Source organism: Burkholderia sp. PvR073, assembly GCF_054055695.1.
This window is the reverse complement of sequence record NZ_JBSRXO010000011.1, coordinates 224670-237917: the sequence shown is the minus strand read 5'-3', so window position 1 is coordinate 237917 and position 13248 is coordinate 224670. Positions and strand designations below refer to the sequence as shown.

General features: G+C 69.0%; 13 protein-coding genes and 1 pseudogene. 8 read left to right on the top strand and 6 right to left on the bottom strand.

All coding sequences use genetic code 11. From position 1 onward, the window contains the following. Positions 1-58 precede the first annotated feature (58 nt). Positions 59-1027 (bottom strand): NAD(P)-dependent oxidoreductase, encoded by a 969-nt coding sequence (locus ACVK00_RS27790; protein ID WP_284899003.1) that lies wholly within the window; start codon positions 1025-1027, stop codon positions 59-61. Here ACVK00_RS27790 and ACVK00_RS27785 point away from each other — a divergent pair. Further along, positions 1026-1793 (top strand): Mut7-C ubiquitin/RNAse domain-containing protein, encoded by a 768-nt coding sequence (locus tag ACVK00_RS27785; protein ID WP_228906521.1) that lies wholly within the window; start codon positions 1026-1028, stop codon positions 1791-1793. The genes ACVK00_RS27790 and ACVK00_RS27785 overlap by 2 nt on opposite strands. Before the next feature lie 75 nt (positions 1794-1868). On the opposite strand, the gene ACVK00_RS27780 is transcribed toward ACVK00_RS27785, so the two are convergent. Then, on the bottom strand, positions 1869-2102 hold the full coding sequence (locus tag ACVK00_RS27780) for a hypothetical protein (RefSeq protein WP_228906519.1): 234 nt from the start codon (positions 2100-2102) through the stop codon (positions 1869-1871). Between the two features lie 369 nt (positions 2103-2471). Here ACVK00_RS27780 and ACVK00_RS27775 point away from each other — a divergent pair, with 369 nt between their 5' ends. Genes ACVK00_RS27775 through ACVK00_RS27760 form a run of 4 tightly spaced genes read left to right on the top strand, consistent with a single transcriptional unit; the run spans position 2472 to position 6734 of the window. Continuing rightward, a complete protein-coding gene (locus tag ACVK00_RS27775) occupies positions 2472-3677 on the top strand; it encodes an efflux RND transporter periplasmic adaptor subunit (protein ID WP_284899006.1) in 1206 nt (401 codons plus the stop codon). 10 nt (positions 3678-3687) lie between these two features. Further along, complete coding sequence (locus ACVK00_RS27770; RefSeq protein ID WP_284899009.1) at positions 3688-4386, top strand: ABC transporter ATP-binding protein; 699 nt, start codon at positions 3688-3690, stop codon at positions 4384-4386. 18 nt (positions 4387-4404) lie between these two features. Beyond that, positions 4405-5559, top strand: a complete 1155-nt coding sequence (locus ACVK00_RS27765) for an ABC transporter permease (protein WP_284899012.1) — start codon at positions 4405-4407, stop codon at positions 5557-5559. 8 nt (positions 5560-5567) lie between these two features. Next, complete coding sequence (locus ACVK00_RS27760; RefSeq protein ID WP_284899018.1) at positions 5568-6734, top strand: ABC transporter permease; 1167 nt, start codon at positions 5568-5570, stop codon at positions 6732-6734. A gap of 13 nt (positions 6735-6747) precedes the next feature. On the opposite strand, the gene ACVK00_RS27755 is transcribed toward ACVK00_RS27760, so the two are convergent. Together ACVK00_RS27755 and ACVK00_RS27750 are read right to left on the bottom strand one after the other, a co-directional pair. Beyond that, positions 6748-8085: a carotenoid oxygenase family protein gene (locus ACVK00_RS27755; RefSeq protein ID WP_228906508.1), complete on the bottom strand. Its 1338-nt coding sequence runs from the start codon at positions 8083-8085 to the stop codon at positions 6748-6750. 15 nt (positions 8086-8100) lie between these two features. Further along, positions 8101-8727, bottom strand: coding sequence for a DUF2239 family protein (locus ACVK00_RS27750; protein ID WP_284899021.1), 627 nt, complete (start codon positions 8725-8727; stop codon positions 8101-8103). 293 nt (positions 8728-9020) lie between these two features. On the opposite strand from ACVK00_RS27750, the gene ACVK00_RS27745 reads away from it, so the two are divergent. Both ACVK00_RS27745 and ACVK00_RS27740 read left to right on the top strand, forming a co-directional pair. Then, positions 9021-10361, top strand: a complete 1341-nt coding sequence (locus ACVK00_RS27745; RefSeq protein WP_284899024.1) for an MFS transporter — start codon at positions 9021-9023, stop codon at positions 10359-10361. A 67-nt stretch (positions 10362-10428) separates the two neighbouring features. Beyond that, positions 10429-11826, top strand: a complete 1398-nt coding sequence (locus ACVK00_RS27740; protein ID WP_284899026.1) for an enolase C-terminal domain-like protein — start codon at positions 10429-10431, stop codon at positions 11824-11826. A 114-nt stretch (positions 11827-11940) separates the two neighbouring features. Here the strand turns inward: ACVK00_RS27740 and ACVK00_RS27735 are convergent, their stop codons facing one another. Both ACVK00_RS27735 and ACVK00_RS27730 read right to left on the bottom strand, forming a co-directional pair. Continuing rightward, the gene (locus ACVK00_RS27735; RefSeq protein ID WP_284899028.1) at positions 11941-12378 is read right to left on the bottom strand and encodes a DUF4279 domain-containing protein; all 438 of its coding nucleotides are present in this window, start codon (positions 12376-12378) and stop codon (positions 11941-11943) included. Next, positions 12368-12814: pseudogene (locus ACVK00_RS27730) on the bottom strand (hypothetical protein); the annotation flags it as partial. The gene ACVK00_RS27735 and the pseudogene ACVK00_RS27730, both read right to left, overlap by 11 nt. On the opposite strand from ACVK00_RS27730, the gene ACVK00_RS27725 reads away from it, so the two are divergent. Continuing rightward, on the top strand, positions 12701-13216 hold the full coding sequence (locus ACVK00_RS27725) for a CGNR zinc finger domain-containing protein (RefSeq protein WP_284899284.1): 516 nt from the start codon (positions 12701-12703) through the stop codon (positions 13214-13216). The pseudogene ACVK00_RS27730 and the gene ACVK00_RS27725 sit on opposite strands and share 114 nt — an antisense overlap. Positions 13217-13248 lie beyond the last annotated feature (32 nt).

Sequence of the window (13248 nt, the reverse complement as noted above, 5' to 3'; positions counted from 1 at the left end):
GAAAGAGAAATGAAATGTCGATTATGCCGCGTGCGCGGCGTTGCTGTCCCGCGTCGGCTCAGCGGCCCGCGCGGCGCAGCGCGACTTCGCCGAGCACCGCGAAGTCCTGTTCGCCGCCGCCGTGCGCGAGCGCATCGAGCAGGCTGTCGCGCACGACGCTCGCCACCGGCAGCGGCACCGACGCCGCGTCGCCGGCCTGCAGCGCGAGCCGCACGTCCTTCAGCCCGAGGCGCGCCTTGAAACGCGCGGGTTCGTAGCTGCGCTCGGCGATCATCCCGCCGTAGCCTTCGTAGACCGGCCCCGGAAACACGCTGTTCGTGATCACGTCGAGGAAATCGCGCATCGCGACGCCGTGCGCGCCGAGCAGCGCGGACGCCTCGCCGAGCGTCTCGATCGCCGACGCCAGCGTGAAATTCGCCGCGATCTTCGCGACGTTCGCATGCTGCGGCAGCGAGCCGAACCGCCAGGTCTTCTGGCCGATCGCGTCGAACAGCGGCTGCACGCGGTCGATCGCCTCGGCCGGGCCGCCGGCCATGATCGTCAGGCGCGCGGCGGCCGCGACGTCCGGGCGCCCCATCACCGGCGCGGCGACGTACTGGAGGCCGCGCGACGCGTGAGCGTGCGCGAGCGTTTCGGCGAGCGCGACCGACACCGTCGCCATGTTCACGTGGATCAGGCCGCGCGGCGCCTCGGCGAGCAGTGCGTCGTCGAATACGTCGCGCGCGGCCGCATCGTCGGCGAGCATCGAGAACACGGCATCGCCGCGAAACGCATCGGCCGGGGTAGCGACGATCTGCGCGCCCAACGCGGCGAGCGGCTCGGCGCGCTCGCGCGACCGGTTCCAGACCCGCACGGCGTGCCCGGCCTTCAGCAGGTTCGTCGCGATCGCCTGCCCCATTTCGCCCAGTCCGATAAATCCAAGATCCATTTCCCGCTCCTTCGACCCGTGAAGCGGGGAGTTAAACACAGATGGCGGCGGCCTGCAGCCCCCCGCCACCGGCCGCGCGCGGTGCGATACTGCGCGCATGGCGACCGCGACCTTCCGCTTCCACGGCGAACTGAACGCGTTTCTCGCACGCGCGCAGCGCGAGCGCGCGTTCGCGCACGCGTTTGCGCGCGATGCGACGGTCAAGCATGCGGTCGAAGCGCTCGGCGTCCCGCATACGGAAATCGGCCGGCTCTGCGTGAACGGCGCGCCGGCCGCCCTCGACCGGCCGCTTGGCGACGGCGACCGTGTCGACATCCATCCGGAACGCGCGCGGCCGGCCCCCGAATCGGCGCTGCCGCAACCCGAGCGCTGGCGCTTCATCGCCGATGCGCATCTCGGCGGCCTCGCGCAGCTGCTGCGCCTCGCCGGCTTCGACACCTGCTACGACAACCACTACCGCGACGACGAACTCGTCGCGCTCGCCGCGCGCGAAGGCCGGATCGTGCTGACCCGCGACCGCGAGCTGCTGAAGCGCCGCGCGGTCGTACGCGGCTGCTACCTGCACGCGCAGCAGCCGGACGCGCAGCTGCACGAGCTGTTCGCGCGGCTCGACCTCGCGCCGCACATGCGGCCGTTCCGGCTGTGCCTGCGCTGCAACGCGCCGCTGCACGCGCTCGATGCGGCGGACGCCGCGCCGCGCGTGCCGCCCGGTGTCCGCCAGCGGCACCGGCGCTTTGCCGCGTGCGACGTGTGCCGGCGCGTGTTCTGGGAAGGGTCGCACTGGCGGCGCATGCGCGCGGTGGTCGACGCGATGCGCGCGCTGCCGCCCGGCGCGCCGGATGCGGCGGACGCGGCGGACGGCTGAAAAAAAACCCCGCAGGCCGGAGCATGCGGGGTTTCTCGACGGGCGGCCGGCTAGGCCGGCCCCGACGAAGCGCGCTTAGTTTGCTGCGCCTGCGTCGTTCGTGCCGGCTGCCGAAGCGGCTGCGGCCTTCGCCTTGCCCTTTGCCGAACCGTGCTGCTTCAGCGCATGCTTCGGCTTGGTGTGATCCTTCTTCATCGGTGCCGGTGCGGAAGCCGACATGTCGGCTGCCGGCGCGGACGCCTGTGCGAATGCCGAAACCGATGCGAGAGCGAATGCTGCGGTCATGATCGAAGCGAGCGTCTTCTTCATTGTTCTTCCTTTAGCGGAGAAAAAGTCAAACGTACCGGTAAGAGATGCGAGGCATCCGCATCGGGACATCAGCCGCGCCGGGTTACCGGTCGCCGCCGGGCGGGTCGGCTCTCGCCTCTTCGCCTCGGCAAATACTGACGCACTGGCTCCATAACGCACCGCCCGCACCGCGAGTTGACATGCTGCACCCAACCCTCGGGTTTCCCCCGACGTACGGGCTTGCGGCCCACCCGACGCGCCGCCGCGACCGGCGTCAATTGTCCGACAAACCGGCTCTCGCGCCCGCCGCCGCGACGCTATACTGGCGTCCTTCCGTCCCAACCGGAGCGCGGCCGGTCACGCTACCGCCGCCGTCGCGAGGCGCCCAAATTGCCCGACCACAATCTGGACAAACTGAAAATCGACCGGCGTCCGATCGCGCCCGTGCCCCGTCGGCGCCGGTGGGTCCGCTATGCGGTCGCCGCCGTGCTCGTGCTCCTCGCGATCGTCGCCGTGCTCGCGCTCACCGGCCGCCCGACAGTCGACACGACCTCCGTCACGTCCGCCTACCCGTACCAGAACGACACCCAGCTCAATGCGACCGGCTACGTCGTGCCGCAGCGCAAGGCCGCGGTCGCGTCGAAGGGCCAGGGGCGCGTCGAATGGCTCGGCGTGCTCGAAGGCACGCGCGTGAAGAAAGGCGAGATCATCGCGCGGCTCGAAAGCCGCGACGTGGAAGCCTCGCTGGCACAGGCCCGCGCGCAGGTGCTGGTCTCCCGCGCGAACCTCGGCGTCGCGCAGGCGGAACTGAAGGACGCGCAGATCGCGCTGCGCCGCAGCGCCGTGCTCGCCCCGAAGGGCGCGGTGCCGGCCGCCCAGCTCGACACCGACACGGCCCGCGCGAACAAGGCGCGCGCGACGCTCGGCAGCGATCAGGCCGCGATCGCGTCCGCCGAAGCGAACGCGCAGGCCGCGCAGGTCGCGGTCGACCAGACGGTGATCCGCGCACCGTTCGACGGCATCGTGCTCGCGAAGCACGCGAACGTCGGCGACAACATCACGCCGTTCTCGTCGGCGTCGGACAGCAAGGGCGCCGTCGTGACGATCGCCGACATGGACACGCTCGAGGTCGAGGCCGACGTCGCGGAATCGAACATCGCGAGGATCCGCGCGGAGCAGCCGTGCGAGATCCAGCTGGACGCGCTGCCCGACATGCGCTTCGCGGGCCGCGTGTCGCGCATCGTGCCGACCGTCGACCGCTCGAAGGCGACGGTGCTCGTGAAGGTGCGCTTCGTCGACCGCGACGAGCGGGTGCTGCCCGACATGAGCGCGAAGATCGCGTTCCTGTCGAAGCCCGCGTCGCCGCAGGACCGGCAGCCGGTGACGGCCGTGCAGGCGAGCGCCGTGGTCGAGCGCGACGGCCGGCCGGTCGTGTTCGTCGTGAAGGACGATACCGTGCACGCAACGGCGGTGACGACCGGCACGCGGATCGGCGAACTCGTCGCGATCCGCGGCGTGAAGCCCGGCGATACGGTCGTGCTCGCGCCGGGCGCGACGCTGAAGGACGGCGCGAAAGTGACCGTCGCGAAGAAGTAGCGTGGCACGCGTGAACGACGCCTCGCCTCCCCTCGTCGAGATCAACCACGTCGCGAAGTCGTACCGGCGCGGCAACCAGGTCGTGCCGGTGCTGACCGACATCACGCTCGACATCGGCGAAGGCGACTTCGTCGCGCTGATGGGGCCGTCGGGTTCCGGCAAGAGCACGCTGCTCAATCTCGTCGCCGGCATCGACCGGCCGGACAGCGGCGAGCTGCGCGTCGGCGGCCTCGACATCTCGCGGCTCGAGGAAGCGCAGCTGGCCGAATGGCGCGCGGCGAACGTCGGCTTCATCTTCCAGTTCTACAACCTGATGCCCGTGCTCACCGCGTTCGAGAACGTCGAGCTGCCGCTGATGCTCACGCACCTGTCGCGCCGCGAACGGCGCGAGCGCGTCGAGCTGGTGCTCGACATGGTGAACCTCGGCGACCGGACCAGTCATTACCCGTCCGAGCTGTCGGGCGGCCAGCAGCAGCGCGTCGCGATCGCGCGCGCGTTGATCACCGATCCGGTGCTGATCGTCGCCGACGAGCCGACCGGCGACCTCGACCGCGCGTCCGCCAGCGACGTGCTCACGATGCTGCAACGGATGAACGCCGAGCTCGGCAAGACGATCATCATGGTGACCCACGATGCGCACGCGGCCGGCGCCGCGCAGTCGCTCGTGCATCTGGAAAAAGGGGAGCTGATCGATGGGCACGCCGTCTGACGGACGGGAGCGCGCGCGATGTACGTGCTGAAGCTGATCGCGCGCAATACGCTGCGGCACCGGCTGCGCACGCTGTTGACCGTGCTCGGGCTGACCATCGCGGTGCTGGCGTTCGGGCTGCTGCACACCGTGGTCGACGCGTGGTACGCGGGCGCGGCCGCCGCGTCGAGCGGCCGGCTCGTCACGCGCAACGCGATCTCGCTCGTGTTCCCGCTGCCGGTCAGCTACGAGAACCGGATCCGCGGCGTCGACGGCGTGACGGCCGTGGTTCGCTCGAACTGGTTCGGCGGCGTGTACCGCGACCCGAAGAACTTCTTCGCGAGCTTCGCGGTATCGGAAAACTATCTCGACCTGTATCCGGAATTCCTCCTGCCCGCGCAGCAGCGCGCCGACTATGACCGCGACCGCCGCGGCTGCCTGGTCGGGCGCCAGCTCGCGACGCAGTTCGGCTTCAAGGTCGGCGACGTGATCCCGCTGAAGGGCACGATCTATCCGGGCACGTGGGACTTCGTCGTGCGCGGCATTCTCGACGGCCGCGACGACTCGACGATCACGCGCCAGCTGGTGTTCCACTGGGACTACCTGAACGAGACGGTGCGCAAGCGCACGCCGAAGCAGGCCGACCAGGTCGGCGTGTTCGTGCTCGGCGTCGCCAGTCCGGACGACGGCGCCGCGATCGCGCGCAACGTCGACGCGGTATTCAAGAACTCGCTCGCCGAAACGCTGACCGAGACCGAGCAGGCATTCCAGCTCGGCTTCGTCGCGATGTCGAACCAGATCATCGCCGCGATCCGCCTCGTGTCGTACGTGGTGATCCTGATCATCATGGCCGTGATGGCGAACGCGATGGCGATGAGCGCGCGCGAACGGACCGCCGAATACGCGACGCTGAAGGCGCTCGGCTTCGGCCCCGGCTTTCTCGCGCTGATCGTGTTCGGCGAATCGGTGGTGATCGCGGTGGCCGGCGGGGGGCTCGGGATACTCGCGACGCCGCCGGCCGCGAGCCTTTTCAAGCAGGCCGCGGGCGGCATCTTCCCGGTGTTCAAGGTATCGACCGAGACGATGGCGCTGCAGGCCGCATGCTCGGTCGCGGTCGGCATCGCGGCCGCGCTCGTGCCGGCGTGGCAGGCCGCGCGCGTGCGCGTGGTCGAAGGCCTGCGGGCGATCGGCTAGGCGCGCTCATGGCGATTCCGTTGACCTACATCGCGCGCAACCTGTGGACCCGGCGGCTCACCACCGCGCTCACCGCAGGCGGGATGGCGCTCGTGATCTTCGTGTTCGCGACGGTGCAGATGCTCGATGCGGGGCTCACGAAGACGCTCGTGTCGACCGGCGAACCCGACAACGCCGTGGTGATCCGCAAGGGCGCCGAAACCGAGATCCAGAGTTCGATCGACCACCAGCAGGCCAACGCGCTCGAGATGCATCCGGCCGTCGCGCTCGGTCCCGACGGCCGGCCAAGGGTATCGAAGGAAGCCGTCGTGCTGATCTCGCTCGTGAAGACGTCGACCGGCAAGCCGTCGAACGTCGTGATCCGCGGCGTGTCGCCGGCCGGCCTCGCGCTGCGGCCGCACGTGAAGCTCGTGGCCGGCCGCACGTTCGCGCCGGGTTCGTCGGAGATCGTCGTCGGCAGCGCGATCGCGAAAGGCTTCAGCGGCACGCAGCTCGGCGACAGCCTGCATTTCGCGCAGCGCGACTGGACCGTGGTCGGCGTGTTCGACGCCGGCGGCAGCGGCTTCGATTCGGAGATCTGGGGCGACGTCGACCAGCTGATGCAGTCGTTCCGGCGCACGAGCTACTCGTCGATGGTGCTGCGCATCCCGAGCGCCGACGGCTTCGCGCGCTTCAAGGCCGATATCGACGTCGACCCGCGGCTGACCGACGAGGCAAAGCGCGAGCAGACTTTCTACGGCGACCAGTCGAAGGCGCTGTCGAGGTTCATCAACATCCTCGGCATCACGCTGTCGACGATCTTCTCGATCGCCGCGATGATCGGCGCGATGATCACGATGTACGCATCGGTCGCGAACCGCACCGCCGAGATCGGCACGCTGCGCGCGCTCGGCTTCAAGCGCATGAACGTGCTCGCCGCGTTCCTGCTGGAAGCGCTGCTGCTCGGCTTCGTCGGCGGCGTCGCGGGGCTCGCGTGCGCGTCGCTGATGGAGTTCGCGTCGTTCTCGACGACCAACTTCCAGACCTTCTCCGACCTGTCGTTCCGTTTCGTGCTGACGCCCGCGATCGTCGTGAAGACGCTGCTGTTCTCGCTGGTGATGGGCCTCGTCGGCGGATTCCTGCCGGCGATGCGCGCAGCGCGGCTGAACATCGTCGACGCGCTGCGCGCGCGGTGACGCGCGCGGCCGCTCACGCCCGGCGCCCGCGCGGCACCCACGCGCCGTGGAACCCGGCGGGCACGCGACGCGGCAGGTGCACCGTCGCGACCGGCGCCGCATCGATCGCGCGGGCATCGAGGATCACGACGTCGCTCGTATCCGTCGCCGCGCGGTAGACCACCACCAGCAGCCAGCCGTCGTCTTCGTCGGTACCGCCCGGGCGCTGCACGAACACCGGCTCGCCGTTCTGGTCGCCGGCCGGCACCGCGTAACGCGTCGTCGTGCCGCGCACGTGGTCGAAGCGCATCACGCCGCGCATTTCCGCGTTGTTCGGCTGCTCGACCGCATACAGATAGCGGTAGCAGCGCCCCGTCCTGCTTTCGTTGATGCGCGGCAGCTCGATGCCGCCGTCGGCAAGCGGCCCTTCGTCGACCAGCCCGTTCGCGGTATCGATCACGTAGCGCCACAGCTCGCCGACCGGGTTGTCGGCAAAGCGGCCGGTGCGCGCGTCGAGCCGCAGGAACCATGGATAGCGAACCACATCGAGCAGAATGCACGACGCGTCGCAGTCGTACGCGTTCACGACGTGCTGGATGAAGCACGGCTCGATGCCGAACCAGCGCACGTCGCCGCCGTGGCGCGGGATCACGCCGATCCGTGCATCACGGTCGTCGTGCCAGCGCAGCGGCATCCGGTGCCCCTGCTTCAGCATCGCGAAGTCGTAGCCGACATTCAGGTCGAGCAGCAGGCTGCGGGTTTCGGTGATCGCGAGGTCGTGCATCATCGACGGCGCGCGCACGTCGACGGCGAGGTCGACGCGCTGCACGCCGTGCGCGTCCGCGACACCATAGCGCAGCCACGGTTCGCGCCAGTCCGCGCGAAACAGGATCAGCTCGCCCGTCACCGGATCGACCTTCGGATGCGCGGTCATCGCGCCGCCGAGCGCCGCGTGCCGCGCGGGCGCGCCGAGCGTGTCGAGCGCGGCCGTGATCGCGAGCGGCGCGCCGCCTTCGGCCAGCGCCAGCAATTCGCCCGCGTGCTGCAGCACGTTCACGTTCGGATTGGCGTCGGGCAGGTGCGGCGCCTGCGCGGGTGCATGCACCGCGGCCCAGCGCTGCGTGCGCGCCCAGCGGTTCCGGTAGCCGGCCGCGCGGCCGTTTTCGAATGCGATCGCATGCAGCATCGCCGCTTCCGGCCACCACGACAGTACGTCGTTCCCGTCGAAGCGGCCGCCCGGCGGATTCGGGCCGTTGCGCAGCAGCGTGCCGTCGAGTTCGGGCGGGATCGTGCCGGTCACGCGCAGCCCGACGACGTCGACTTCGTCGGCGACCGGCGCGATCGCACCCCGGTTCAGGTCGAATACGGTCATCGCATCGGCGCGCCGTCAGCAGTCTTCGGTCGACGGCGGCAGATCGCCGCGCGCCAGCGCGAACGCATGGTCGCGCACGTCGTCCGGCCAGCCGGCGATCAGCTCGGCCAGCCGCGCGAGGTCGTTCGCATACAGCGCACGCGCGGCTTCCTCGAAACCCGGCAGGTCGCCCGCGATCGCGGACATGAAGTGGTACGCACGCGCCTGCGCGTCGCGACGCCGGTCGGCCGCCGCATGCGTGCGCCGCGCGTCCTCGACGAGCTTGCGCAGCGCGACCGACGCGCCGCCCGGCTGCGTGGCGAGCCAGTCCCAGTGACGCGGCAGCAACGTGACTTCGCGCGACACGACGCCGAGCTTCGGCCGACCGCGAGCGCGTGGTTCGTCCGCGCCTGACGGCTCGCCCGCGGGTGCGGACGCATCGGCTGGCGCCGCCGCGTATCGCGCGCGGATCTCGTCCGCCGTGCCACGCAGGTCGAGGTCGATCGCGCGGCCGGTCGCGTCGTCGAAGATCAGGATCGTGCCGGGCGTTGCGTCGCCGGCAGCCTGCCGGACCGCAAGCGCGACCGTCGCGAGCGGCCCCGACATGAGCCGCCGGTGGCCGTCGAAGGCCGTGTACGAAGGAAGGAGCGTGGAGAGTGTCATCGTGGTCGCCCGCAGGCTGGAATCAGAATGACGCTATTTTTATCCGGGTATAAATTGAATGTCAATATTATCCGGGTAAAAACATATCTCGACGCGCGACCGATCGATTCAATTCATGAATCGATCAAGTCAGCAATTGGCATGAAAGCGCAAATTTCGCCATGACAGAATGATCCGGACGCCCCGTCTCGGGGCGGCGCCCGGTCTCCGGCCGGCAATACCACCACGAAAAAACGCGCGCACTCGACGCGCAGCCGCACGACGGCACCTTCCGCCCTTCGGAGGAGACAGTCATGAATCCGCTTCACGCATTGCCGGCATCCGTGTCGGCAACGGCCCGGCGCACCCGCGTGCGCTGGCTCGTGCTGACCGTGCTGTTCGCGGTCACGACGATCAACTATGCGGATCGCGCGGCGATCGCCATCGCGGGCCCGGCGCTCTCCCGCGCCATGCACCTGAGCCATGTGCAGATGGGCTTCATCTTCTCGGCGTTCGGCTGGTCGTACGTGATCGCGCAACTGCCGGGCGGCTGGCTGCTCGACCGCTTCGGATCGCGCATCGTCTATGCGTTCAGCATCTTCTTCTGGTCCCTGTTCACGCTGCTGCAAGGCGGCATCGGCTTCTTCAGCGGTGCGGCCGCGTTCGCACTGCTGTTCGGGTTGCGCTTCCTGGTCGGTGCGGCCGAGGCGCCGTCGTTCCCGGCCAACAGCCGGATCGTGTCCACCTGGTTCCCGGCCGCGGAACGCGGCACCGCATCGGCGATCTTCAACGCCGCGCAGTACGCGGCGACTGTCGTGTTCGCGCCGCTGATGGGCTGGCTCGTGCATGCATTCGGCTGGCAGTCGGTGTTCGCGGTGATGGGCGTACTCGGCTTCGCGTTCGTGCTGGTGTGGAATCGCACGATGTATGACCCCAAGGCGCACCCGCGCGTCAACGATGCGGAGCTCGACTACCTCACCGAAGGCGGTGCGCTCGTCAACATCGACCAGGCGACCGGCGCGCGCGACGGCGGCCCGTCGATGCGTCACGTGAAGGCGCTGCTGAGAAACCGGATGCTCGTCGGCGTGTACGTCGCGCAGTACTGCATCAACGCGCTCACCTACTTCTTCATCACGTGGTTTCCCGTCTATCTCGTGCAGGCGCGCGGGATGTCGATCCTCAACGCGGGGCTGGTCGCGTCGATCCCGGCCGTGTGCGGGTTCCTCGGCGGGATTCTCGGCGGCATCGTGTCCGACGCACTGCTCAAGCGGGGCCGCTCGCTGTCGGTCGCGCGCAAGGTGCCGATCGTGATCGGCATGCTGCTGTCGATGTCGATGATCGTCTGCAACTACACCGACTCGCACGTGCTCGTCGTGCTGTTCATGGCGCTGTCGTTCTTCGGCAAGGGCCTCGGCGCGCTCGGCTGGGCCGTCAACGCCGACACCGCGCCGCGCCAGATCGCCGGCCTGAGCGGCGCGCTGCTCAATACCTGCGGCAATCTTTCCAGCATCACGACGCCGATCGCGATCGGCTATATCGTCGACCGCAGCGGCTCGTTCAACGGCGCGCTGGTGTATGTCGTCGCCCACGCGCTCGTCGCCGTGATCTGCTACCTGTTCGTCGTCGGCGAAATTCGCCGCGTCGAGCTGAACTGAACTGAACGGCGCGGGCCGCGCCGGCGCGTCTGGCGGCCCGTGCATCACCGGAACCAGGAGCGAACCGATGTCCGAATCCCGCCGTGCCGGCACGCCGCGCGTCACGCGCATGCAGGTGATCCCCGTCGCCGGCCGCGACAGCATGCTGCTGAACCTGTGCGGCGCGCACGCGCCGTATTTCACGCGCAACCTCGTGATCCTCGACGACAGCAGCGGCCACACGGGCGTCGGCGAAGTGCCCGGCGGCGAAGGCATCCGTCAAGCGCTCGAACGGATGACCGACCTCGTGGTCGGCCAGTCGATCGGGCGTTACCAAGCGACGCTCAATGCGGTGCGCGCGGCGCTGTCCGGCGCGGGGGCGGGCGCCGGCCGCACGATCCAGCACGAAGTGACGTCGGCCGGCGAGGCTGCCGTGCTGCGCCAGCCGCACGAAATCAACCTGCGGCTCGACAACGTGATCACCGCGATCGAGGCCGCGCTGCTGGACCTGCTCGGCCAGCATCTCGACGTGCCGGTCGCCGCGTTGCTCGGCGAAGGCCAGCAGCGCGACGCGGTGCCGATGCTCGCGTACCTGTTCTACATCGGCGAGCGGCGCCGCACCGACCTGCCGTATCGCGACGAGACGCAGGCAACCGATCCGTGGTTCCGCCTGCGCAACGAAGCCGCGCTCACGCCGGCCGCGATCGCGCAGCAGGCCGAGGCCGCGGTCGAACGCTACGGCTTCGTCGATTTCAAGTTGAAGGGCGGCGTGATGGCCGGCGCGGACGAGATGGAAGCGATCGCGGCGATCAAGGCGCGCTTTCCGGACGCCCGCGCGACGCTCGACCCGAACGGCGCGTGGTCGCTCGACGAAGCGGTCGCGCTGTGCCGCGGGCAAGGCCACCTGCTCGCGTATGCGGAGGACCCGTGCGGGCCGGAAGCCGGCTACTCGGGCCGCGAGGTGATGGCCGAGTTCCGGCGGGCGACCGGCATCCCGACCGCGACCAACATGATCGCGACCGACTGGCGGCAGATGGATCACGCGGTGCGGCTGCAGGCGGTCGACATCCCGCTCGCCGATCCGCACTTCTGGACGATGCAGGGTTCGGTGCGGCTCGCGCAGCTGTGCCGCGACTGGGGGCTCACGTGGGGTTCCCACTCGAACAACCACTTCGACGTGTCGCTCGCGATGTTCACCCATGCGGCCGCGGCGGCGCCCGGCACGATCACCGCGATCGACACGCACTGGATCTGGCAGGAAGGCGACGCGCGGCTCACGCGCGAGCCGCTCGAGATCGTCGGCGGCCAGGTGGCCGTGCCCGAGCGGCCGGGGCTCGGGATCGAGCTCGACATGGCGCAGGTCGAGGCCGCGCACGCGCTGTACCGGGAGGTGGGCGGTACGGCGCGCGATGATGCGATGGCGATGCGGTATCTGGTGCCGGGGTGGACGTACGATCCGAAGCGGCCGAGTTTCGGGCGCGGGTGATGGCGGCTGCAGCCGGCCTCATGCGCAAACCGCGCGAGCCGGTCGCCGGCTCGGCGGCACATGCGCCATGCATTGCATTGCATTGCGCTTCGCTTTGCGCCGAACTCATCCACGTTATCGGTATTCATCGATTTCGAGCACGGCCCCGATCGATCCAATGAGCGTGCGCGTGGCCTCCGACACATAAGGCACACGATTTCCCGTCTCATTGTCCCAGTAGCAGAAGAATCGCATGCGCGCGCCAGCCCGTTCGACGCGCTCACGGAGATCGTCGCGGGGCAACGAGAGGCGGTCGATCAGGTACCGAAGATGCGACTCCAATCGATCGCTATGAACAGCAGGTTTGCTTTCCAACGCCCAAAGGTTGAGCTTTCCGGGCCGGGAACCGAGGCGTCCCGACGGTAGCAGATAGGGCTTTCCTCGCGTGATCGTTCGACTCGGGAAGACGCCGAAAAAGGCGGTCCACGTGTCCGGGTGCACGTCCTCCGACGAAATAATGAACGTCGCGTATGCGAGGATGTTTTCGGAAGGCGCCGGAGAGTCAGGGTGCATAGTCGTGAATGTTGTCCAGAATTACGCCTTTGAACTCGACGTCTCCGCTGTCGTGAAAGATAAGATTGTCGGCTGGTCCCAAGCCGTTTGCCGGCTTCAGCACATGCAGCATCTGCCCGAACGTCTTGCGATCGTACCCGAGCATCTTTGCCGCAAAGTTCGCGTTGTTGGTCGAGGCGGCGGACGCGACGAGCGGCCCGAGCAACGCATCGAGCCCATCGAATTCCAGCCCCGGCGAGCCCGGCGAATCCACGGCAGGAAGTTGCGACTGATCGAGCACGTCGAGATCGACGTGCAACCACCCCCGCCGAAGCGCGCGTCTGTGCAGCCAGTCGACGAGTTCGCCAGCGACCGCGGCAGGCCCGCGCGCGAGCAACTGCTGGATCGTCGTGCGTGTGATCGCCGTGTGGACGATATCGCCGTAGGCAGCCTCGAACTCGGCGGTTTCGGCGTCGCGCTCGCCGACCTGGCATGCGTCGCGATCGTCGACGAGCGGGCCGTCCAGGTCCGGCCAGCACGTCAGCAGCGGCTGGTCGCGACGGCCGGACGAGTGGCATTCGGCTACGCGCCGGATACGCGCGCCGACGCGGACCTGCACCTGCCCGCCGATCGGATTGCGCTCGACGCCGTGAAGCTTCTCGAAGCGATACCGGACGGCCGGCTCCGGATGTGCGTGGGGCCGAATTGCGCGTGGCTGTTCATCGACGGTTCAAAGACCGGGCGTCGCAAGTGGTGCGACATGGCAACCTGCGGAAACGTCGCGAAGGCGCGACGGCACTACCACGCGACGAGGCACGGGCTGGCCGTGCCGGCGCACGATTGCGACGCAGCCGAATAGGAACGGGCCGCGTCAAAAGCGATACACGAGGC

Bases quoted from the DNA above. Each gene is read 5' to 3' on its own strand.
- ACVK00_RS27785 (WP_228906521.1), top strand. From the start codon at position 1,026: ATGGCGACCGCGACCTTCCGCTTCCACGGCGAACTGAACGCGTTTCTC.
- ACVK00_RS27790 (WP_284899003.1), bottom strand. From the start codon at position 1,027: ATGCGCGCAGTATCGCACCGCGCGCGGCCGGTGGCGGGGGGCTGCAGG.
- ACVK00_RS27780 (WP_228906519.1), bottom strand. From the start codon at position 2,102: ATGAAGAAGACGCTCGCTTCGATCATGACCGCAGCATTCGCTCTCGCA.
- ACVK00_RS27765 (WP_284899012.1), top strand. From the start codon at position 4,405: ATGTACGTGCTGAAGCTGATCGCGCGCAATACGCTGCGGCACCGGCTG.
- ACVK00_RS27760 (WP_284899018.1), top strand. From the start codon at position 5,568: ATGGCGATTCCGTTGACCTACATCGCGCGCAACCTGTGGACCCGGCGG.
- ACVK00_RS27755 (WP_228906508.1), bottom strand. From the start codon at position 8,085: ATGACCGTATTCGACCTGAACCGGGGTGCGATCGCGCCGGTCGCCGAC.
- ACVK00_RS27750 (WP_284899021.1), bottom strand. From the start codon at position 8,727: ATGACACTCTCCACGCTCCTTCCTTCGTACACGGCCTTCGACGGCCAC.
- ACVK00_RS27745 (WP_284899024.1), top strand. From the start codon at position 9,021: ATGAATCCGCTTCACGCATTGCCGGCATCCGTGTCGGCAACGGCCCGG.
- ACVK00_RS27740 (WP_284899026.1), top strand. From the start codon at position 10,429: ATGTCCGAATCCCGCCGTGCCGGCACGCCGCGCGTCACGCGCATGCAG.
- ACVK00_RS27735 (WP_284899028.1), bottom strand. From the start codon at position 12,378: ATGCACCCTGACTCTCCGGCGCCTTCCGAAAACATCCTCGCATACGCG.